Annotated in this window: 17 protein-coding genes; 7 read left to right on the top strand and 10 right to left on the bottom strand. The window is 36.8% G+C overall.

Going from position 1 to position 23,332, the window contains the following annotated elements; translation table 11 throughout:
* Nucleotides 1–56: 56 nt before the first annotated feature.
* The 10 genes from hemA to MHI34_RS14210 form a co-directional block, all read right to left on the bottom strand.
* On the bottom strand, nucleotides 57–1,421 hold the full coding sequence (gene hemA / locus MHI34_RS14255) for a glutamyl-tRNA reductase (protein ID WP_036123975.1): 1,365 nt from the start codon (nucleotides 1,419–1,421) through the stop codon (nucleotides 57–59).
* Between the two features lie 198 nt (nucleotides 1,422–1,619).
* Nucleotides 1,620–4,541, bottom strand: coding sequence for a VWA domain-containing protein (locus MHI34_RS14250; protein ID WP_340811802.1), 2,922 nt, complete (start codon nucleotides 4,539–4,541; stop codon nucleotides 1,620–1,622).
* 18 nt (nucleotides 4,542–4,559) lie between these two features.
* Nucleotides 4,560–6,008 carry an S-layer homology domain-containing protein gene (locus MHI34_RS14245; RefSeq protein WP_036123969.1) on the bottom strand — a complete coding sequence of 483 codons (1,449 nt, stop codon included), beginning with the start codon at nucleotides 6,006–6,008 and terminating at the stop codon, nucleotides 4,560–4,562.
* 193 nt (nucleotides 6,009–6,201) lie between these two features.
* Complete coding sequence (locus MHI34_RS14240; protein ID WP_036123966.1) at nucleotides 6,202–7,860, bottom strand: hypothetical protein; 1,659 nt, start codon at nucleotides 7,858–7,860, stop codon at nucleotides 6,202–6,204.
* Nucleotides 7,861–8,000: 140 nt separating this feature from the next.
* The gene (locus tag MHI34_RS14235; RefSeq protein ID WP_082673761.1) at nucleotides 8,001–8,174 is read right to left on the bottom strand and encodes a YjfB family protein; all 174 of its coding nucleotides are present in this window, start codon (nucleotides 8,172–8,174) and stop codon (nucleotides 8,001–8,003) included.
* A gap of 138 nt (nucleotides 8,175–8,312) precedes the next feature.
* On the bottom strand, nucleotides 8,313–8,894 hold the full coding sequence (yihA, locus tag MHI34_RS14230; protein WP_036123963.1) for a ribosome biogenesis GTP-binding protein YihA/YsxC: 582 nt from the start codon (nucleotides 8,892–8,894) through the stop codon (nucleotides 8,313–8,315).
* A gap of 4 nt (nucleotides 8,895–8,898) precedes the next feature.
* The gene (gene lon / locus MHI34_RS14225) at nucleotides 8,899–11,223 is read right to left on the bottom strand and encodes an endopeptidase La (protein ID WP_058844880.1); all 2,325 of its coding nucleotides are present in this window, start codon (nucleotides 11,221–11,223) and stop codon (nucleotides 8,899–8,901) included.
* Nucleotides 11,224–11,453: 230 nt separating this feature from the next.
* Complete coding sequence (gene clpX, locus MHI34_RS14220; RefSeq protein WP_036123956.1) at nucleotides 11,454–12,725, bottom strand: ATP-dependent protease ATP-binding subunit ClpX; 1,272 nt, start codon at nucleotides 12,723–12,725, stop codon at nucleotides 11,454–11,456.
* Nucleotides 12,726–13,406: 681 nt separating this feature from the next.
* Nucleotides 13,407–14,696 (bottom strand): trigger factor, encoded by a 1,290-nt coding sequence (gene tig, locus MHI34_RS14215; protein ID WP_036123952.1) that lies wholly within the window; start codon nucleotides 14,694–14,696, stop codon nucleotides 13,407–13,409.
* 118 nt (nucleotides 14,697–14,814) lie between these two features.
* On the bottom strand, nucleotides 14,815–15,798 hold the full coding sequence (locus MHI34_RS14210) for a DUF3196 family protein (protein WP_058844879.1): 984 nt from the start codon (nucleotides 15,796–15,798) through the stop codon (nucleotides 14,815–14,817).
* 215 nt (nucleotides 15,799–16,013) lie between these two features.
* Here MHI34_RS14210 and MHI34_RS14205 point away from each other — a divergent pair, with 215 nt between their 5' ends.
* The 7 genes from MHI34_RS14205 to MHI34_RS14175 all read left to right on the top strand — a co-directional run bounded on the left by MHI34_RS14205 (nucleotide 16,014) and on the right by MHI34_RS14175 (nucleotide 23,328).
* The gene (locus tag MHI34_RS14205) at nucleotides 16,014–16,478 is read left to right on the top strand and encodes a hypothetical protein (protein ID WP_036123947.1); all 465 of its coding nucleotides are present in this window, start codon (nucleotides 16,014–16,016) and stop codon (nucleotides 16,476–16,478) included.
* A gap of 241 nt (nucleotides 16,479–16,719) precedes the next feature.
* Nucleotides 16,720–17,562, top strand: a complete 843-nt coding sequence (locus tag MHI34_RS14200; RefSeq protein ID WP_058844878.1) for a DUF2785 domain-containing protein — start codon at nucleotides 16,720–16,722, stop codon at nucleotides 17,560–17,562.
* Nucleotides 17,563–18,392: 830 nt separating this feature from the next.
* Nucleotides 18,393–19,286, top strand: coding sequence for a cytochrome aa3 quinol oxidase subunit II (qoxA, locus tag MHI34_RS14195; protein WP_036123941.1), 894 nt, complete (start codon nucleotides 18,393–18,395; stop codon nucleotides 19,284–19,286).
* Nucleotides 19,287–19,342: 56 nt separating this feature from the next.
* On the top strand, nucleotides 19,343–21,286 hold the full coding sequence (gene qoxB, locus MHI34_RS14190) for a cytochrome aa3 quinol oxidase subunit I (RefSeq protein ID WP_036123939.1): 1,944 nt from the start codon (nucleotides 19,343–19,345) through the stop codon (nucleotides 21,284–21,286).
* A gap of 1 nt (nucleotide 21,287) precedes the next feature.
* Nucleotides 21,288–21,887: a cytochrome aa3 quinol oxidase subunit III gene (gene qoxC / locus MHI34_RS14185; protein WP_004226587.1), complete on the top strand. Its 600-nt coding sequence runs from the start codon at nucleotides 21,288–21,290 to the stop codon at nucleotides 21,885–21,887.
* Nucleotides 21,887–22,171, top strand: coding sequence for a cytochrome aa3 quinol oxidase subunit IV (gene qoxD / locus MHI34_RS14180; RefSeq protein WP_004226585.1), 285 nt, complete (start codon nucleotides 21,887–21,889; stop codon nucleotides 22,169–22,171). The genes qoxC and qoxD overlap by 1 nt, the downstream gene beginning before the upstream one ends.
* Before the next feature lie 299 nt (nucleotides 22,172–22,470).
* A complete protein-coding gene (locus MHI34_RS14175) occupies nucleotides 22,471–23,328 on the top strand; it encodes a DUF6612 family protein (protein ID WP_058844877.1) in 858 nt (285 codons plus the stop codon).
* Nucleotides 23,329–23,332: the final 4 nt, after the last annotated feature.

Below are 23,332 nucleotides of genomic sequence, written 5' to 3'. Positions count from 1 at the left end.
AATTGCGCGAAGTACTTACGTACAACCATTTTGGCTACGCGTACACATTGGATATTTTAGAAAGAGTACTTTGGCTCAGCAGAAGTTTGAGATGCCTTTGAGCGTTCTTTACGCTCAAGATCTTGCTTTGTCATCTCCTGAACTTCAACTTCAACAGCCTCTTCTATACCAAAAATTTGTTGGAATAAACGTAACTGTTCATTTGCTTTTGGTTCATTTGCCAATTCTTTAGCTTGTAAAATTGGCTCTTTTAACAATTGATTGATAATAGATTTTGTATGTTTGCTTAAAATTTTACGTTCACGATCCGTTAAATCTGGCATTTTATTTTCGATACTAATCATCGTCTCTTCTTGAATACGATTAGCTTTTTTACGTAACGCTGAGATGACTGGTACTACACCAAGCGTTGCTACCCAATCTTTAAATTGGTCAACTTCTTTGCCAATCATATCTGTAATATCAGCAGCAGCACGTTCACGCTCTGCTAAATTCGCTTCAACAATACCTTGTAAATCATCAATATCGTATAAGAAAACATTTGGTAAGTCGCCTACTCGTGGATCAATATCACGAGGAACAGCAATATCAACCATAAACAAAGGTTTTCCTTTACGTAAACGTTCCACAAATTGCATCAGCTCATAATCAATAACAAAATCTGTTGCACCTGTTGAAGTGATTAAAATATCCGCCTCTAAGAGAGAACATTGCAATTCCTTCATTGACTTGGCTTCTCCGTGGAATTTAGCTGCTAAAGTTTCTGCTTTTTCAAATGTACGGTTGATGACAGTAACTTTTCCTACACCACTACCGTAAAGATTCTCAATAGCAAGTTCCCCCATTTTTCCTGCACCTAAAATAGCTACATGCTTGCGTTGTAAAGAGCCAAAAATTTTCTTAGCTAATTCAACGGCTGCATAGGAAACAGATACTGCATTCTCACCAATCGCTGTTTCATTATGTGCACGTTTTGCAAATGTTACCGCTTGTTTAAATAGCTGATTATAAACCGTACCTGTTGTACCAATCTCTTGTCCACTTAAAAAGCTTTTTTTTACTTGCCCTAAAATTTGTGTTTCACCAAGAACCATTGAATCGATTCCAGCTGTCACTTTAAATAAATGTTCGATTGCCTCATCTTCTTCACGAATCGTTAAATACGAAGAAAATGTCTCCACAGGCAAATCAAACCATTTGGCTAAAAATTGTTTCACAAAATGACGTCCAGTATGCAATTGATCCACAACAGCATATATTTCTGTACGGTTACAAGTCGAAACAATAACGTTTTCTAAAATACTTTTTTGCTTTTGCAGCGCTTCCATTGCTTGTGGTAGTTCACTCTCAATGAATGATAACTTCTCACGTATTTCAACAGGCGCTGATTTATAATTCAAGCCTACTACGATGGTATGCATGAATAACACCTCACACGTTCTAATTCACAAATCTCATTATAGCACAGTTCGACAATAGTTCATCACTAATTTGTGAACATGTCATGAAGAACTGCAATTCGTCATCTACATTAGAATTATTATAAACTAAGTGTAACAAATTATACGTCTTGTTTCAAATTAAAAAACTGCCCCCATTGTTTGGGGGCAGTTTGCTTATTAATTTGTAATTGTAACTGTTTGTAACGCGATTATATTGCCATCTTTATCATATGCCACAAACTGGATTTCATTATTGACTTTAAAGTCCTGCATCGTTTGTACAGTTTTCGTTAACATATAAACATGATCACTACGCTTTTGTAATTCAAATTGGACATCTCCACTAATCGAATTGTAGCGTACATTCATCTTATCAACGTTTTGACAATTACCATCAACTCGAGCGCTCATTGTAAGATAGCCTTTTCGTAGCGAAACGCTTGTTTCTTCAAATAAATCTTCCGGGTTGATACAGCTTGAAGCAGGTGTTTTACATAAAATAGTATCAATTAACTTCTGGAACACTTGATGCAATTTTAGATTATCAATCGCATGGAAATATGCTCCGCCAGTTTCTGTAGACAATTGCATTAATGTGGCATCATTTACTTGTGATTTTTTGCCCATACTTACAGTGTACACTTTAACGCCTTGCTTTTTCGCCTCATTAATAACCTTCGTCATTTTGGTTTTACTTGTTTTACCGTCAGATACTACGACAATCGCTTTGGCTGTTTTTGTATCATTTGAGAATTTTGTTAGTGCGATATCAATACCAGCAAAAATATCTGTCGCACCCTTCTCTTTGGATGCTTTGTAAAGATCTTTCTTCAGCACAGCATCTGTCGTCCCTTCACCAAGAACCGTTGCTTTTGTATTCGTTTCGATGACGATATTATTTTTTGCTTTCAATTGATTGATTAGCTCAATCATTTTTTTGCCACGATAATTCGTTGGATCAACTGCCTTCATAGAAGAAGAATAGTCGACTACATAGGCAATCTCTGTTGCTAACGAACATGAATTTTTACTAAAGTATGGATTAGTAAAAATATCTTTCGTTACTGTTTTATCTTTTAAACCCCTTAAAATTGTTGCATAGCGAGGATCTATTGGATTAACGAGTGTTGCCTCCACTTTTGATTTTCCATAAATAACTGAGTCAAAGTAGGCTACGGCCGTACCTGGGCTACCTGTATTATTTAATGGATCTGAAGTATTCGTAATGAATGAAGCTGTTTTTTCCACGCCATCATACTTAATTTTAACGGTTCCTTGATAATCCGTCACAGGCTCTCCACCAGGGCGAACTAAAGTCACCATAACTTTTGTATATCGATCTTTCCCAGATGGTCTTGAGGCTGCATCGGCACTTTCTTTCAATGCATCTACACGTTTTTTGTAGGCCTCTACTTGCCCAAGTAATTTCCCGCCTTGATATTTTAATAACACCGTACGGTCATAGTTACTTAAGTTAGTGAAGATAGCATAAATTTTCATCACACTATCATAGTGCTCTAATGTTAGATTTTTTTCATCTGGCATTTCTTTCATAAGTTGAATAATGGCGCCGACCGGATTAATATTTTCAACCTGTGATGCAATATCATCATCAATCCCTTGAACGCGATAAATTGGACGACCGTCTTCCGAAATCATATACATGATTTCAGTTTTAGCAGGTGTAGTCACAGAGTCGAGAAGACGACCTTTTATTAGTTCTTCAAATAAGAAAACGGAAATATCATAGTTTTCAAATTGTAATATTGCATGTTCATACCCTAATGCTGGATATCTAGGGTCAGATCCACCATAACGCAAATAGACATTTTGTACATTCCCCAAAGCATCTGTTACATTTGTTTGCTGCCCAATACTAAATAGCTTTTTATCCCCATCATAAGCAAAAGGAATTGGATCATACACATCAATTAAGTTTTGTGTGAAGAACTCTGGCAATTTTTCATAAGGGATATATGGAGGTGTCACATTGCCATTATCATCATCTGAATTTGCAGGATCATATACTTGATAATCAATACGTAATTCTGGCTGTGGTGCGTAACGAACTTCTGCATTTAGCTTCTCCCCAACAAGACATTTCATAGCTGGATCTGTATTATTCACTAGCTCAAAAGAGATAGTATCACGTACTGATTTAGTTAATGATGGTGCGATAACGATAGCTGATACAGTCGAGCCGTCAGATTGGACAGTTTTAACTGCTTCTCCAGATGTATCAACGATTGTGCCGTAAGATGACGTAACTTTGAACGTATACGATTTATCATCCGCAATCGGGTCACCATTACAAGCCTTTAGCGATACGGTCACAAGTGTAGAATCTACATCGTTCGCAATTAAATCTGGCTTTTCCACCACAATGCTTTGCAATGCATTATTAACATTGCTAGGACCAGTAAAATCATTGGAATTATCCTTTGGTACTTCAAAATCAGAACTGTTGGAGCCCATGAAACCAGGCGGTAAAGTGATACTGTCATTATCACGACCTGCTGCACTACGTTTTAATCCTTGTACAGCAAAATTGCCATTTTGAACAGCTCTATATAAAAAGGTTGCAACATCACCACGTGTTAGTTTAGTAGAAGGATTAAAACTAGCAAATGTTTTTTTGCCTGAACTACTTGTAGATAGTTCATTTGAATATAAATATTGTACAGCCTGTGGTTCATCTAAATCTAAGCCTTTAAAGGCAGCATAAATTCGAGCAAATTGGCCACGTGTAACGGCTTTTGTTCGATTAGCATTCACATTTGTACCATTAAACGGTAAATAAAAATCACTATAGAAATTATAAGCAACACTATCAATATATGATAATGCATAGTTACGATCCAGCTTAGCAAACATCAAGATAAGCTCTCGTTCCGTTACTTGTTCATTTGGTAAAAAGTTATTGGCATTGTTCAAAGACATTAGGTCATTGTCAACTGCCCAAGAAATAGCCTTATAATTATTGCTATTTGTAGGAACATCTTTAATTGTTGGAGCTGCTTGCGTGACGACAGGCGTTGCTGTCATCAGTATTAGCATGAAGCAAAGCGTAGTGAGCAGTGCTTTTTTTACATAGGTCATTTTTGTTCAGTCCTTTCCTTAGTTAAAGAACAATATGTCATCACGATAGTTTTGCTTTAAGTCATCTTCTAAATATTTCAAGAAACGCTCTAGAACAACTGATGCCTCTGCACGAGTTAATGGTTTATTTGGATTAAAACGACCGGCCGAGTCGCCAATCATAAGACCAATTTCATTTGCAATATAGATGCCATCTCTTGCATAGTTTGGAATCTGGTTTTCATCTTTAAATTTCGTTATATAGCCAGGATTTGGTGCTCTATTTTCAAGGCCTAAGGCACGAACAAAAATAGTAGCAGCCTGTGCTCTTGTTATGGCACTATCTGGCTTAAAGTAATCAGCAGATACACCCTTAATTATCCCTTTGTTTAAGGCTGACTCTATATAACCATAATCTTTAACTGAACGCTTTAAATCTCTAAACACGCTTGTAGTTGCAGTCTTTTTCGATTTCTTTTCTTCAAACACACGTAAATCTACTGCTTTACCAATTGCTGTTGTAAAGTCTATGCGTTTCATCGGTGTGTTTGGAGAGAAGAAATTACTTGAATCTGAATAAATTCCTAGAGAATATAGCTTTTCAATGGCTTCTTTTGCGTAGTGATTAGTTAAATCACGGAATTTAGGAATAATAAGGCGCTCGATCGTTGGCATGTATTCTGTATCTAAATCAAGCGTACCTTTTTGTCCAGAAGATAAATCATAAGTGTATTCTGAAATAACATCCTTTTCACTTAAAACTGCATAGCCACCCTCAAAACTTCCTAAACTACCAAGGTTTTCTTCATAATTTAAAACACGTGATTTACTTGTAGACAAACGATTTTTCACATGGCTTGTCTTGCCATTACTATAGGAATAAACTGACTCTGTAATTTGTGTTTCTGTTGCTCCCCAAAAATTTTCATAGCCAGCATGTCGACTATCTGTTTCAATCGTTACTGTGTTTTGAACTGCGTTTTTTCCTTTTCCTGTTTCAAATGCATACGTTTTTCGCGAGATTACATTTCCTGAGTAATAATCAGAGGCTGCACGATTATCCGTAACCGTTCCTTGAGAAAATTGATAATCGACTAATGTATAAGTAATAGATCCAATCGTAATTTTCTCCGTATACTTTTTAACCTCACCATTGGATGTTTTTTGGCCGAGTACCGCATAATCTACTACATCAGATTCGTAGGCAATATTTCTTGTCAATGTAGCCCCATTGCTTGCCGTTAGCTTCATGCTATACGTTTCTGTTAACTTACCTTTGGATTCCTTTTGTGCAATTTTAAGATCTTTACTTGTTCCCTTAAAAATAACTGGTGTCCCTGACAGGAACACGGCTTCCTCATATGTATACTCGTTTTTTACAGCACCTGTTGTTTCTAATGAAGCAGCCGATGCATTGAACGGGATAGTAGTTCCAATTACAAAAATAACAAGAACTACCAACGTTATTTTGGATAAATATTTTTGCATTTGCTTTTCCTCTCTTTCACTGTGCATGAAGTGCATAATGAAGCTTGGTCTCATGACTAACAAAAAATCTGCTCGTCTATCGAATGTATTCAAGCCTATGCGAAGTACCTTCCTCTTTTCAGATCATGTATACATCGCCTTTTTGCAAATACTATTCGCATTAGACTCACAGATTCTTTCTTTGTCTTTTATGCTAATCTACTAAAATAAAATGAGCTTTCACAAATCGATCGGATAAGACAACTAAACGATCGGATGGTTGTAAGTCAGAAGCTTGAATGACTTTTCCCGCTTTAATCAACGTCGCTTGGTCAATATTCACATTAACCATTTCACCCGCTTCATACCAACGACCATTTTGCCATTGGCTCACACTCTTGACATTTAGCACAGCAGGGTACGTAGATTTTACTGATTGTAGCTTCCCTGTCAGCATTAATGGAGCAACAGGTTTAGCATTATTTAAAATATGAAGTGCTTGTACATGCCCTTCCTTCACATAGAAGTAACCATAATCACCTTCAGATAAGTAAAGTTCAATATCCGGCATAACACTATACGTTTTATTGCCATCATCCACTAAAGCTTTTGTGGAATTACTTACTGACAGTACTGTACGTTCGGTTTTCTTGAAAACATTCGATTCAATTTTCATCGCATCGTCAATCTCAATTAAATAACCATCTGCTTGAGCTAAGCGTCCATAATATAATTCATGACCAGCTAAGTTAGGTGATATAAAGCTATCACTTGTCACTTGTACCACCTGTGCATAATGATCACGAGCAGCACCGTCTGTAATGACAAAAGCAGTACCATACGCCATCAGCCCAGTAGGTTCAATTAAACGCCCATTCCGAATTAAAATGGTACCATTATGGAAGTACATTGAGCCCGCTGTTTTTAGTTTCAACAGTTTATAATCTGTATCTACAGAAAGCATTGGCTCATAATACGTTCGCTCATTATTTTTCAATACTACAATCTTCTCAATGACTTCTTTCCCAAATTGTTTAACTGTCGCATAGTATGCTTCACTACCTATATAATTTTTCAGTTGACCTTTCTCTACTTTCGTATTGCCAACATATATTGGCACCTTGGATGTAAAAGACATTGTCGAAAGGTCATTTGTTGTTTGTGAGCCAAATTGCCAATTCACAAAGGCATGTTGGTTTTTCACGGTTAATTTATTAGCATTTGGATTGACCGCTTGTATTTCGCCTTTGTATAAGTTTTCCACTAGAGTACCTGTTTCACTAATGGCTACTTTCGTCACCACAGAGGTATTTTTATTTTTAAAACTTAATTTAACTCGATCTCCAACATATAACGCACTAATATCTGTTGCTGAAGAGCCTTTTTGATAATTGGTTTCTTTGTTTATATAGTAGGTTGTTTCTGCACCAACATCTGGTTTTACCATAATAAATAATCCATTTGGATCAATACTCGTTACGACACCAGCCGACGTTTTAACGCTACCTCCAGTTGATGTTCCATTCGTTTCTATTGGTGTATTAGATGTACCACGAAGTTCTACAACACTTCTTAAGGATATTTCAGCTTCCACTGCCATGCCCATTTTAAAGCCCTCAATAGTCGTAGACGTATTATTAATTGATAAACGAGTGTTCTTATTAATATTGAATGTGACTGTTCGTCCACGATCATTTTGCAATGTCACTTTGCTAAGCTGCTTTTCTATCGTACCATCTGGCTTTGTATATTCTGAATACGTTACATCGACAAAGGTCCCCGTCACCAATTGGGCTGCTTTTGCAGGTTGGCTAAAGGAAAAACCAATAACCATCAGTAACATCAGCATTAGTATGTATGAATACTTTCTCAAAAATCCTGCCTCCTTACTAAATATTAGTAATAGTATATCGTATTATTGGTAGTTTTTCTTATTCGAAAAGTTACATTTTAGAAGTTTCAAACATTCTTAAAAGTAAAGGTAGCTTTCAACTTCAAGCTACCTTGCCTGCATTACACTTGAATATCTATTGTATGTCCGGCTGTTGGATGTGGAGCATCTAACATTTCAACTAATTGTTCTGTGTTTTGTTGCTGCATATCCATAGCCTGTTTCGTAACAGCTAAAGATACATTTTGCATAAGTGTCGCTTGATTCATTGCCATTGATAAAGCTGCGATATCCATCTAGTCCACCTCCTATCTCATTTATCGGACAAATTGTTTAATCATCAAGCGTTTTCCCCAATTTTCTACTTATCTTACTGGTAAAAAGACAAAAAACATCTACTGTCCTAACGACTAGACACAATAGATGTTTTTACATTACATTTTATTTTCAATTGTTTCCCAAACTTCTTCAAAGCCAAGACCCGTTTCCGAAGAAAAGACAATAAGTGGATCACTTTTCTCCAGTTCCAATGTCTCTTTGACAATTTTTTTATGTTTATCCCATTTACCTTTTGGGATTTTATCTGCCTTCGTTGCAATAACAATACAAGGAATATTGTAGTGCTTTAAAAAATCATACATCATGCGATCATCGGCTGTTGGTGGGTGACGCAAATCTATAATTTGTACAACCGCTTTTAATTCCTGGCGCCCTGTAAAGTAACGCTCAATCATTTTTCCCCAAGCTTCGCGTTCAGACTTAGAAACCTTTGCATATCCATAACCCGGAACATCCACAAAAAATAATTGTTCTTCGATTTTATAAAAGTTAAGGGTTTGTGTTTTACCAGGCTTCGAAGAAATCCGCGCTAAAGCTTTACGTCCAATCATTCGATTAATGAAGGAAGATTTCCCTACATTCGAACGACCAGCTAATGCAAATTCTGGCAGTCCATCTTCTGGATATTGGTCTGGCCTTACCGCACTAATGACCATTTCGACATTATGGACTTTCATTTTTCTAAAAACCTCCGTCCAGTGCATAGGCTAATACTTCATCAGCCGACGACACTAGTTTAAATGTTAGTTGCTCACGCACACTGTCAGGAATATCTTCTATGTCACGTTCATTATCTTTTGGACAAATAATCGTTGTTAAGCCTGCACGGTGAGCACTTAATGTTTTTTCTTTTAGACCGCCAATTGGCAATACACGGCCGCGTAACGTAATTTCACCAGTCATACCTACCTCACGGCGAATCGGACGATGTAGAATCGCTGAGACAATAGCTGTTGCCATTGTAATACCAGCGGATGGTCCATCTTTTGGTACAGCCCCTTCTGGCACATGGATATGAATATCATGATTATCAAAATATTCTGCATCCACATTAAGTTGTTCCATTTTCGTACGAACATAGGATAATGCTGTCTGAGCAGATTCCTTCATGACTTCACCAAGTTTACCAGTTAGCTGTAACTTCCCTTTACCTGGTGTTAAGGATACTTCAATTTGAAGTGTATCTCCACCGACTGTTGTATAAGCAAGCCCTGTAGCGACTCCCACTTGATTTTCCTTTTCAGCCTGTCCATAACGGAAGCGATGTTTACCAAGTAATTCTTGTACAGACTTTGAGCTAACTGTTACTCGTTTTTTCTCACCAGATACAATTACTTTGGCGATTTTACGACAAAGTGTAGCAATTTGCCGTTCTAAACCACGAACGCCTGCCTCACGTGTATAATAACGTATAATGTCGAGGACTGCTTCATCCTTCATTACCACTTGTGTTTTTTTCAAGCCATGTTCTTTAAGTTGCTTTGGTATTAAGTGGTTTTTCGTTATTTGCGCTTTTTCAATTTCTGTATAACCTGCAATGGAAATCACTTCCATACGATCTAACAATGGTCCTGGAATACTGCTTAAATCATTGGCTGTTGCAATAAATAATACATTCGATAAATCATACGGTTCCTCAATATAATGATCACTAAATGTATTGTTTTGCGCAGGATCTAAAACCTCTAGCATTGCCGCTGCTGGGTCCCCTCTAAAATCATTCGACATTTTATCAATTTCATCCAATAAAAATACCGGGTTAATGGTACCCGCTTTTTTCATTCCTTGAATGATACGTCCTGGCATTGCGCCTACATATGTTCGTCGATGTCCACGAATTTCAGATTCATCACGCACGCCACCTAATGAAATACGAATAAACTTACGATCTAAGCTCTCCGCAATAGAGCGAGCTAACGATGTTTTCCCCACACCTGGTGGTCCTGCCAAGCATAAAATAGGTCCTCTAAGCGAATTTTTCAGCTGACGCACAGCTAAATACTCCAAAACTCGTTCTTTGACTTTTTCTAATCCATCATGATCTCGATTTAAAATATTCTCAGCATGGGCAATATTCATGCGATCTTCTGTTGAATTTGTCCATGGTAATGAGATGAGCCAATCGATGTAATTGCGAATAACGCCGCTTTCTGCACTGGCACTTGGTATTTTTTCATATCGATCTAATTCTTTCAGTGCCGCCTCTTTTGTTGACTCTGGCATACCCGCTTCGTCAATACGCTTACGCAATTCCGCTACTTCTCCAGTCTTCCCTTCGCGGTCTCCCAGCTCTGTTTGAATAGCTTTCATTTGCTCACGCAAATAATATTCCTTCTGCGTACGCTCCATTGATTGCTTTACTTTAGAATTAATTTTCTTTTCTAAATCTAACACTTCTTGTTCATCGTGCAAACGAATAATTAAGTGATCTAATCGTTTTTTTACATTCAGCATTTCCAATACTTCTTGCTTATCCGCAATCTTAAATGGTAAATGAGAAGCAATGATATCTGCTAAACGGCCAGGCTCTTCAATATCTGTTACAGTGTTGATGGTTTCAGTCGTAATCTTATTGGAGGATTTTGCATATTTTTCAAAATACGTCATTAATGTACGCATCAATGCCTGCGTTTCTACATCTTTATCTATTGACTCCTCTTTTACGTCAACATCCACAACAGTATACTTCTCTAGCGCACGGTAGTTATTCCAGGTAGCACGCGATACCCCTTCTACTAGTATACGCAATGTGCCATTTGGTAATTTTAGCATTTGTTTAACAAAAGCCATCGTACCAACTGCATACAAATCTTGCTCTTCTGGCTGTTCATCGTGCATTTCTTTTTGTGTCACCAATAAAATCATTTGGTCCTCTAACATCGCCTGCTCTAGCGCCGCTACAGAACGATTTCTACCCACATCAATATGTAACACCATCGATGGGTATACTAAAAGTCCACGTAAAGGCAATAATGGTACATTTGTTGTTTTTTGTATTGTCACCATGCGGGCATTCACCTCCGTCAAAATTTTCATGTTCACATCCCGCGCTACTAGTATGTGTTTAAAAAATTGATTCACACTAGTTATTGAAGCGAGCCAAAAATTTCTTCAAGTTACAGCTGGCTTTATGTAGGAATGAATAAAAAGCTGACTGTCGATATGTGCGAATATTGCACAATCGAAGTCAGCTAATTACTCTCTATCTCACAACGGTAGACAGCCACATCTATTCGTTATGCTGAAGTTTTAGTGTCGCTACCTTCATCGAGTTCAGTGCCATCTTCAAGAAGCAATTTCGGTTTTTCTTTATCCGTAATTGTTTTTGCTGTAATGATACATTTTTTTACGTCTTCACGGGAAGGCAATTCGTACATTACATCAAGCATTGTTGACTCAATAATTGAACGAAGACCACGCGCACCTGTTTTACGCTCAATCGCTTCCTTCGCAATTGCCACAAGAGCCCCTTCATCAAATTCAAGCTCAACACCATCTATTTCAAGCATTTTTTGATACTGCTTAGCTAGTGCATTTTTTGGCTCCGTTAAAATTTGTACAAGTGCAGCTTCATTTAATTGCTCTAGACTCGCAAGTACAGGTAATCGACCAATGAACTCTGGTATTAGACCAAATTTCAGTAGATCCTCAGGAATCAGCTTGGACATGATAGAACCTTCATCAACTTCTACTTTATTCGGATCTGAACCGAACCCAATTACTTTTTCCCCTTGTCGGCGTTTAATGATAGTTTCAATACCATCAAATGCACCACCAACAATGAAAAGAATATTGGTTGTATCAATTTGTAAAAACTCTTGATGAGGGTGTTTTCGTCCTCCTTGTGGTGGAACACTTGCAACTGTTCCTTCTAAAATTTTAAGGAGTGCCTGCTGAACACCTTCGCCAGAAACATCTCGTGTAATCGATGGGTTTTCTGACTTTCGTGCAACTTTATCGATTTCATCAATATAGATAATCCCTTTTTCAGCGCGCTCGATATCATAATCTGCTGATTGGATTAGCTTTAATAAAATATTTTCTACGTCCTCACCGACATAACCTGCTTCAGTTAGTGAGGTAGCATCCGCAATTGCGAATGGAACATTTAATATACGTGCTAACGTTTGAGCTAATAAAGTTTTACCGCTACCAGTTGGGCCGATTAACACAATGTTCGATTTTGCTAATTCAACATCATCAATTTTACTGTTCGTATTGATGCGTTTATAGTGATTGTAAACTGCGACTGCCAATGCTTTTTTAGCACGCTCTTGTCCAATTACATACTCATCTAGAATCGTTAGGATCTCTTTCGGTTTTGGGATATCTTGGAATTCGATTTCCTCTTCTACACCTAGTTCCTCTACAACGATTTCGGAACAAAGCTCGATACATTCATCACAAATATAAACACCTGGACCTGCAACTAATTTACGTACTTGTTCCTGTGGTTTTCCACAGAATGAGCATTTTAAATTGCCTTTTTCATCATTAAATTTGAACAATATGTTTCACCCCTATTCAAGCAACAATCTTACAAGATTATTGAACCTTTATCAAATAAATTGTCTGCATCATTTACTGCTCGGCGTTCCTGCCTACATAGATTATAACGCATCGTCATGTACTTTACTTCATTTGTCTCCTGAAGCACTGTAGAAACCTGTTACCTTTGCCACCTTACGCGCTATAAAGTTACGGCTCTTCACTCCAGTTATACAAAAGAATAACTGATCTCTATTTATAAATCTACTACATGCATGGACCGAGGGCTTTTTTCATTCAAAAGAATAAGTCATGTTAATAAGATCTATCTGAATGAAGTTAAATTTAGCATCGTATCAATTTCGCCTTGACGCATGGTCATCTAAATTTTAAATTGTGCTAGCACCTTTAATTTCTCGAAACCTGTCAATGGCTCTATCTTCATTCAGTGATTGGACACACACTACAAAGTCTATATAGAATACAACACTCCCCTAAAAAGAAGAGGTCTTTTGTACTGATCTATACTTTCAGTACAAACATCTGCTGAATGAAAATAAAAACTAAAACAATACTATGTATAAGTGAAGTAAAAAGAGAACTAAACTTTAAGGGGACTGATTTTAAGAGTTTATGTGATAAAACAAGGCACGGATTAATGCCGTACCTTGTTTTTTTTAACTATCTAATTACACAAAAACCTATTCAGTAATTTTAGCGTTTTCTACTAAAAATTCAACTGTTTTTTGGATTTTGATGTCGTTTTCAAGTACTGCTGTTCCACCTAAAGCACCTGTGATTTGATCTTTTGTCATGTTGAATTGAGCAGCCATTTTTTCTAATTCTGCTTCAATATCAGCTTCAGTTGCCTCAATTTTTTCAGCTTCAGCAATCGCTTCAAGTGTTAATGACACACGTACACGGCTTTCTGCTTCTTCTTTCATTTGGCCACGTAGATCTTCTTCTGATTGACCAGAGAATTGATAGTAAAGATCTAAGTTCATACCTTGCGTTTGTAAGCGTTGACCGAACTCTTGTAACATACGATCAGTTTCAGAGTTAATCATACCTGCTGGTACTTCAAATTCAGCATTTTCAGCAGCTTTTTCTACTAGCTCATCACGAAGAGCTGCATCTGATTCTGCTACTTTTTGCTCTGCAGTTTGTTCTTTAATTTTAGCGCGTAAAGCTTCTACGCCTTCCACTTCTGGATCAATTTCTTTTGCGAATTCATCATTTAACTCTGGAAGAACTTTTGTTTTAACTTCTTTCACAGTTACTTTGAACGTAGCTTCTTTACCAGCTAATTCAGCTGCATGGTATTCTTCTGGGAATGTCACAACAACATCTTTAGATTCGCCAGCTTTTACACCTACTAATTGCTCTTCAAACCCAGGAATGAATGAACCTGAACCGATTTCTAGTGGATAGTCTTCACCTTTACCACCTTCAAAAGCTTCTCCACCTACGAAACCTTCGAAGTCGATTACAGCTGTATCACCATCTACGATTGCTTCGTCTTCTTTAATTTCTAGCTCAGCTTTACGAGCTAATTGTTCTTGAATTTGAGCATCCACTTCTTCATCTGTTACTTCTACTGGAAGTTTAGATACTTCTAGACCTTTGTAGTCACCAAGCTTTGGTTCTGGTTTCACTGTTACTTGTGCAGTGAAAGTGAAGTCTTGGCCATGTACAAAGTTTTCTGTACCAGAGATTTCTGGGTAATCAACTGGCATAATTCCAGCATCATCAATTGCTTTTGCATAAGAATCAGGAACGATGATTTCTAATGCATCTTGGTATAGAGATTCGATACCAAAACGTTGTTCAAACATTTTACGAGGCATTTTACCTTTACGGAAACCTGGTACGTTAATTTGTTTTACAACTTTTTTGAACGCTTGGTCCATTGCTGCATCTACTTCTACAGCAGGTACTTCGATTGTAAGAGTACCGATATTACCTTCTTGTTTTTCCCATTTTGCTGACATGTATAAATACCTCCAAATAAATAATCAAGTTTAGATGTTAGACAATTCATTCGTAACTACGATTTTGACAACCATTTTAGTATAACATAGATGAGTATAGTTTCAACTTATTTCATACCTAATGTAGTTCTGTTAGCTTTTCTAACATTTGTAAAAAGTCGATGAGTTCATAGTCCATTTCCTGCACATTACCTAGCATCGCTGAGACAAAATCAATATAACTATAGGCAACATCATCGGCTTCGAATGGATGCCATTCAAACGGATACGTTACAATAGCATGTTTCGCCATTAAATATTGTACCATTTCTAATGTCGTTGGGTCTTGTTCTAGCTTCTTTTCTATTATATTTTTTATCTCGCCATACTGTGGTAGCTGGTTAGGTAATACTAACTGGACAGGATTAACGTTTTTGGTTTGCTTAAATTTGGCTATGGTAACGTCAATGGCTACTTCTTGTTCCACTAATAAAATTAATGCCAAGCTCTGAACAAAAGGATGAATCGTTGAACATTCAATAATCGCTTTTAGTGCCGTTTTTAATTGTCTTACATTTGTATCCATCAGACGATGTAAACGAATGGATTGTTCATTTGGAGTAAGCGCACAAAATTTCTCCAGCTCATATTCCTGTTCCTCTATTAAAAGCTGAGCATTTTCTCTTTTTTCTAGATTTTTAGACACTTCTCTATTTAAACTCTTCAATCGTTCAAATTTCTCCACTTGATCATGAGGCAATACATTTTCTTCAAGAAGCGTCGTAATTAATGTCTCAACCTGATGGTATTCTTTCAACTGCATACATATTGTAATGTACAATTCCATCACTTCCACATAAAGTGTCGTTCCCATCGTAAATAACTGTTCACAAACACCTTTCGCTTTGTCATAGTCTTTTAATTCATATAAAGCAAAGGCATATGCACTGAGTGCAAATTCATCTCCCGCTTCATAGACAAATGCCTTTTCAAAACTGGCTACCGCCTTTTCATATTGATAATTCTCAGCAAACATATGCCCTTCACGTAGTAACGTTTGGACAGTGCCAGGAAAAACAACAATATTGTCATGTTTAAGAACATGACGCTTTCGTTTTGTCATTTTTCTCACCTCTTTATTTCTATTTTTCATTTCGGTTATTTACTAAAAAATCCACAAGTTTCTTATTTTTAACAAAAAATCATTGCTTTACATTCATATTTTGTAATAAATTGTATTATAATTAGAATAATCTAAAATTTATTACAAATTGCGGACGCTCTTTATTAATGTCTGCTACTTCAAGAAAATCAAGTTCTTAATAAGGAGTGGAATCCATGCAATTACTAGATACAATCACAGAATTTGATCATTGTATCTCATCTGCATTTGAGGCATTATCAATTAAAGTCATTTCATTTTCTACAGCGGACGGACCTTTTCAAGATAAGCCGATAGAATTTGAATTTTTAACACGCACCAAAATTGACGTCTATACGCAAGAAGCCTGCACCTATATTTTACGTATTCAAGGGTGTATTCCTGGTTCTATTGCACTTGGTCATCAAAATGAATCACTTGCCATTATTCCTCAAAAAGTAAACATTGAATGTAACTACAAGCTGTTACATGTTGATAAAAAAGATATGCAGCAAATTTTACAACATCCTGAGCCAAATCATCATTACAGTGAATGGCTTATTGATGCGATCAAAAATACCCACATTCTTGTCGAGTTAAAAACAAATCAGCACACCCTTATCGAATGGCCCATTGGCATAAAAGCGGCGATCATCGTCTAACTAGACTAAGACATACTTAAATAGGTATGTCTTTTTTTATTGTTCACATTTAAGCTTTACCATTTTGTAGCGTTTCTATCATAACAACTTTCTATAGTTTCTGGAAATAATATTGTAAAAGTTATATTGGTAATTAGCCACATATCCTTTCTTCATATAATGAAGGTTTCAAATTGCTCCATTCGAAATAAAAAAGGCTATAATATATAGTACAAAAATGATGATGGGGGCTTTCTCAAATATGAACATTAAAGAAACATTACAGTCTTTTTCTACAATGACACTTTCTGAACGACAGGCACTTATGCTACAGCATAGTGATTGGTTATTACAAGAAATGTTAGCTCATATCGGCTCAGTTGATGCAGAATTACGCGACCACCTAATTTATCGGACTTTCATTGAATTACTAAGTGACAATTTATTAACTCCCCAACAACTACACTATTTATTTGAAACAGCAATTAGCGAGGATTTCTTATATTTACATATTGGTGAAAAAGCTACAGATAGCGTCTTTACTCGTTCATTTTCTGCTTTACTTGTAGCAGGGCTTCTTGCAAAGGATGCTGAATTATTAGTTTTAAACGATGATGACTTACACATTTTCTTTAAAAAAATCGGACGCTATCTATTATTGGAGCAAGATATAAGAGGTTATGTACAGGATAAAGGATGGGCACATAGCATTGCACACGGTGCTGACTTAGCTGCAACGACCATTAAACATCCAAAATTCGATTTACAATACGCACCATCAATCTTACACGCATTAAAGCTTGTAACTTGGAAGGACAATGTCTATATCAATGATGAAGAGGAGCGCTTAATCAACATAGTTGACGCACTATTACAACAAAATTATTCCGAAGAAGCACTAATAGAGTTTGTAGAGCAGGCTTTTGATAGATTTGAAATGCATTTAATGACACAAGGTTATAATAATTCCTTCTTTAGTGGGCGCACCTGTACCTTAAACTTTATGAAAACATTGTATTTTTCGTTGAAAATGAATAATAAAGCACATCAACTGCAAAACACGATTTATGGGCAAGTTTCTAAATGGCTAAAGCTCGGGGATTGACAGTCAACTTCAAAAATGCTGATTTACTACATTTCCTTCTCCATAACTTAAAAATTTTCTAAAACACCAGCAAACTAGGACAAGTCTTAGTTTGCTTTTTTACTTTTCAGATAGAATAAACAAAGTAAAAAATTGGATATTAAAGAAAAGTAATAGTTATATTAACATAATTAATAACCCCCTCCAATTATTCCCTTATTGCAAATTCCTTACATTGAAAATTCATCCTATAGTTTCCACACAACGCTATTGCGTTTACTCCTTTTTTTAAAAAAAGGCAAACAAAAAGTGTTGTAACGACTTATTAGGCGCTGATTTTATTACAAAACAGCGTCCAAAATGTGAAATGCTATTTTTCACAAAAAAATTTATTTACTTAGGTAAACATGAGGAATCCAGCATTTTCAACGTTTCCACAGTGTTTATTAATAAAAACCTATAAATACCAATACTAAAATAACGATTTTCGTTCAAAAAATGTTCAAATTCGGTGTCGTCTTACTATCATTTTCATAACAAAATTATGTTTTTTCTTAAAAACAGGGCGTATAATCCAATGTGCAAACAACGACAAAATGTGACAATCGTAGTCAGGCAAGTACGTCTTTAGAAACGATTGCACATCGCTTTGATTTTGCTAACACTTGCATCACATCAATCAACACTAGATTTTATGTTTCATATTGAACCATGCCATTGTAAATTCTTATGCTGTTGATTGATACTCCAAGATAAAAGAGGTGACCTCAGTATCTACTATTTGTAAATGTGAGACTGACAAAAAACACATGAATTTTATGAATAGCCGTTCTTATAGAAAGGAGTCAAACATGAAGAAAAAATTAAGTTTAATGTTTGTAGCATTGAGTGCGCTTGCTCTTCTTGCTGGTTGTGAACCATTAACAGTGTTCAACCCAAAAGGACCTAATGCCGAAACATTATCAAACACAATTATCTTATCCATTATTACAATGGCCTTTATATTACTAGTCGTGTATGTGCTTTTAGCCTTTATGCTAACAAAATATCGCGCATCAAAAGCATCTGCAGATTATGAGCCTCCTCATGAAGAGGGTAGCCATCTTCTTGAAATTACATGGACAGTAATTCCAATTATTATCGTAGCTTTCTTAGCTGTTGTTACAGTAAGAACAACTTCTACAGTAGAAGCCCAACCTGCGGGTTATGACGATAAGGAGCCTTTAGTTATTTATGCATCATCATCAAACTGGAAATGGCACTTCAGTTATCCTGAAGAAGGTGTTGAAACAGTTAACTATGTAAACATTCCAGTGGATCGTCCAATAGAGTTTAAGCTTTATTCATTTGGTCCAATTACAAGTTTCTGGATTCCTCAATTAGCAGGTCAAAAATATGCCATGAGTGATATGTTAACAACGATTCACTTGGCTGCAGATGAAGTTGGTTCATTTATGGGACGTAACTCTAACTTTAATGGTCGTGGCTTTGCAGAAATGGAATTTGAAGCACAAACTATGACGCAAGAAGATTTCGATCAATGGGTTGCTGATGTCAAAGCAAAAGAAGCACCATTAACTGAAGAAAAATTTGACGAGCTATTAGAGGCGGAGCATGTTGGTCGCCAAAGCTTCTCATCTACACACTTAGACTTCAGACCAGCTCCAATGGAACATGGTAAACACATGAATATGGATGACATGGATCATGAGGATATGTCTGAAGAGCATTCAGGACATCACTAATTTTTTATTCGAACGAATATTTACATTTATTTTTAATTTTGAAAGGAGCGCATCCAATGAGTATGGAAGAATTATTCCATCCAATGCAAGAACCGATGATTTTAGCGGCAGCTATTAGTATCGTAGTTGGTGCAGTGGTTATCGTAGCAGGCCTTACTTATTTCAAAAAATGGGGCTATTTCTACAAAAACTGGCTATCAACTGTTGACCATAAAAAAATCGGGATTATGTATATCGCAGTAGCCTTATTAATGCTATTCCGCGGTGGTATCGATGCACTGTTAATGCGTGCACAAACAGCCGTTCCAGATAACGGACTTCTTGATGCACAACACTATAATGAAATTTTCACAACACACGGTTTATTAATGATTCTTTTTATGGCGATGCCATTTGTGATCGGCTTAATGAACATTGTCATTCCACTTCAAATCGGTGCACGTGACGTTGCTTTCCCACGTCTAAACGCTGTCAGCTTCTGGCTATTTGCAGCAGGTGCTGGTTTATTAAACTTATCATTCATTATCGGTGGTTCACCAGACGCTGGTTGGACAGCCTACTTCCCTCTTGCAAGTACGGAATTTAGTCCGACTGTAGGGAATAACTATTATTCTTTAGCACTTCAATTATCAGGTATTGGTACTTTAATGACAGGTGTTAACTTTATCACGACGATCATTAAAATGCGTGCCCCTGGTATGACATTAATGAAAATGCCAATGTTTTCTTGGTCTATTTTAATTACAAACATTATTATCGTATTCGCGTTCCCAGTATTAACTGTAGCGCTTGCACTTATGATGTTTGACCGTCAATTCGGCACAAAATTCTTTGCAATGCAAGACGGTGGTATGGATATGCTTTGGGCCAACCTATTCTGGGTTTGGGGACATCCTGAGGTTTATATCGTTATCCTACCTGCTTTCGGTATTTTCTCAGAAATCATTGCAACGTTTGCACGTAAAAACTTATACGGTTACAAATCAATGGTGATGAGTATGGTGGTCATTTCCCTACTATCATTCGTAGTTTGGGCCCACCACTTCTATACAATGGGTCACGGTGTAATGGTTAACAGTGTTTTCTCTATTACAACAATGGCAATCGCAGTTCCTACTGGTGTTAAAATATTTAACTGGCTACTCACAATGAGGCACGGGAAAATTCAATTTACAACACCGATGCTTTATGCACTTGGCTTTATTCCTATCTTCACTATTGGTGGGGTTACAGGGGTTATGCTCGCGATGGCAAGTGCCGACTACCAATATCATAATACGATGTTCTTAGTTGCCCACTTCCACTATGTATTAATTCCAGGTACAGTATTTGGTGTACTTGCAGGTTACCACTACTGGTGGCCAAAAATGTTCGGTTTCCGTTTAAATGAAAAATTAGGGAAAGCTGGCTTCTGGTTCATTGCCATTAGCTTCAACGTAACATTCTTCCCACTATTTATTTTAGGTTTAGATGGTTATGCTCGTCGTATGTACACTTATTCAGAGTCCACTGGTTATGGTCCATTGAACATGTTATCGTTCATCGGTGCGCTAGGACTTGCAGTCGGCTTTGCATTAATTGTTTATAACATTTACTACAGCTGGAAACATATGCCTCGCAATGAAAAGGCAGATGTTTGGGATGGTCGTACACTTGAGTGGGCTACACATTCTCCAGTACCAGAATATAACTTTGCCGTAGTGCCTACTGTTACTCGCTTAGATGAGTTTTGGTTCGCGAAAAAAGAAGGTCGCGATATTACTGCAGGTCCAATCGAAAAAATTCACATGCCAAATAATACAGGCACACCATTCTGGATGAGTGGATTCTTCTTCCTTGCAGCATTCTTCGCTGTATTCAATCTATGGATTCCAGCCATCATCAGTATGCTTGGTGTATTTGGCTTCATGATCCATCGTTCATTCGAAAAAGATCATGGTCGTTACATTTCAGTTGAGGAAGTAATGGCAACTGAAAAAAGCTTGAGAGGTGATAAATAATATGAAAATCGATTCTTCACTTCCATTAGAATATAGTACAGAGGAAAACCGTCTAAAAATCTTTGGTTTCTGGATTTTCCTCGGCGCCGAAATCGTGTTATTTGCCACATTATTTACAGTGTATTTCACACTTCATACACGTACAGGTAGTGGCCCAAATGGTGCCGAAATTTTCGAATTAACTCCAGTGCTATGGGAAACATTCTTATTATTAACAAGTAGTTTCACAATTGGTCTTGGTGTTCATGCAATGCGTATTGGTCGTAAAAAAGCGATGATGACATTCTTTATCATCACTCTTTTACTAGGTCTTGGCTTCTTAGCTATTGAGATTGATGAATTTGTCACTTATGTACACGAAGGTGCGACGATTCAAACAAGCGCATTCTTATCGTCCTTAATGACTTTACTTGGAACGCACGGTGCCCACGTAACATTTGGTTTCTTCTGGGGCGTAGCTATTTTAATCCAAGTGGCTAAACGTGGTTTAAATCCACAAACAGCGAACAAAGCGTTTATCTTCTCATTGTACTGGCATTTCCTAGACGTTGTTTGGATTTTCATCTTCAGCTTCGTCTACTTGAAAGGACTGATTAGCTGATGAAGGAATTATTCCCAAAACAACATGTGATGGGCTTCGGCTTCTCACTATTACTAACAATTGTAGCTTTAGCTGTTGTTAAATTCGATATGTCTCTTAATATGGCATTTGGAATTTTACTAGTAACTGCCCTTGCACAAGCAACTGTACAATTAGTATTATTCATGCACATCGGTGAATCTGAAGATAAGAAAACGTTGTATACAACGATTTTATATTCAGTATTCGTAGGTGTAGTCACAATCATTGGTACATTATTCGCCATGATCTGGGGTTATAATTAATCCATTACATCAGGGCATTATCGTGATCAGCGGACACTTAAATCTCTGCAGAACAAAGATAATCAAAAAAGCTGTCCCAAGCTATTGTCATTGAACAATTGCTTGGTGACAGCTTTTTCCTTTTTAATTATGGCTTCTGTACCTTTATTAATTTTTGCATGTTTATCACGTGCAGTTGTGAAAAGAATGTTATTTTTTTAATAAAAGCTTAGTCTTTTTTAAAAAATAACGAAACTTTTCCTTTTTTAGGGCGTATAGTAGTAGATAGTGTTTTTTACCAAGAATAGGAGATGAAAGTAATGAAGAAAATTTTTAAAGTATTAGCAGTTGGGACACTAGCATTGACACTTGCAGCTTGTAACTCGAGTGCTACCCCTACGAAAGACACAACTAAAACAAGCAAACTCACTTTAGAACAAGTGTATGACAAAGCAGTGGACCGCCAGGCTGACATTAAAAGTGCAAGTGCCAATATGGACATGACACAGGTAACAAAGGTTGGATCTGGTAAAGAGGCTATGGAATTTTCTATCGACTCTAAAATGGACATGGACATCATTGTTGACCCACTTGCAATGCATTTGTCAGGTTCAATGTCGATGCCCGATATGATGAGTGAAGGCGAAGAAACAACGGACATGCCAATAGAAATGTACATGAAGAAAGACACTGGTCTTTTCATGAAAGATATGACAACTGATAGCTGGATCAAGTTACCTGATGAGAATTTTGATGAGATTTTAGATCAAACGGCTGCTTCTGCAGATGCGAAAGAACAGCTAGAACATCTAAAAAAATTCATTGGTGATTTTAAATTTGAACAAACAGACGATGAGTATGTCCTTACTTTAGAAGCAAAAGGCGATAAATTTAAAGAGCTAATTGATTCTGAGATCACTAAATCTATCGAGGATATGGGATTAGAAGAAAATCCAATGGATCAATTAACAATTGAAAAAATCAACTATGTATTACACATCGATAAAGAGACTTTCGATACAAAAAAAATGGATATGAATTTTGATTTAAAAATGGCCGTAGAAGGTGACGAATTAATCATGAATACAAAATCAGTCGTTACTTACACTGATTTCAACCACCTAAAAACAATTGATATTCCTCAAAGCATTATTGATAACGCTCAAACAATCGAATAATAAT

Source organism: Lysinibacillus sp. FSL L8-0126 (assembly GCF_038630385.1).
In the GTDB taxonomy this organism is placed as follows: Bacteria; Bacillota; Bacilli; order Bacillales_A; family Planococcaceae; genus Lysinibacillus; species Lysinibacillus fusiformis_D.
Note: the sequence above shows the minus strand (reverse complement) of the source record. Positions and strands in the feature narration are given on the sequence as shown.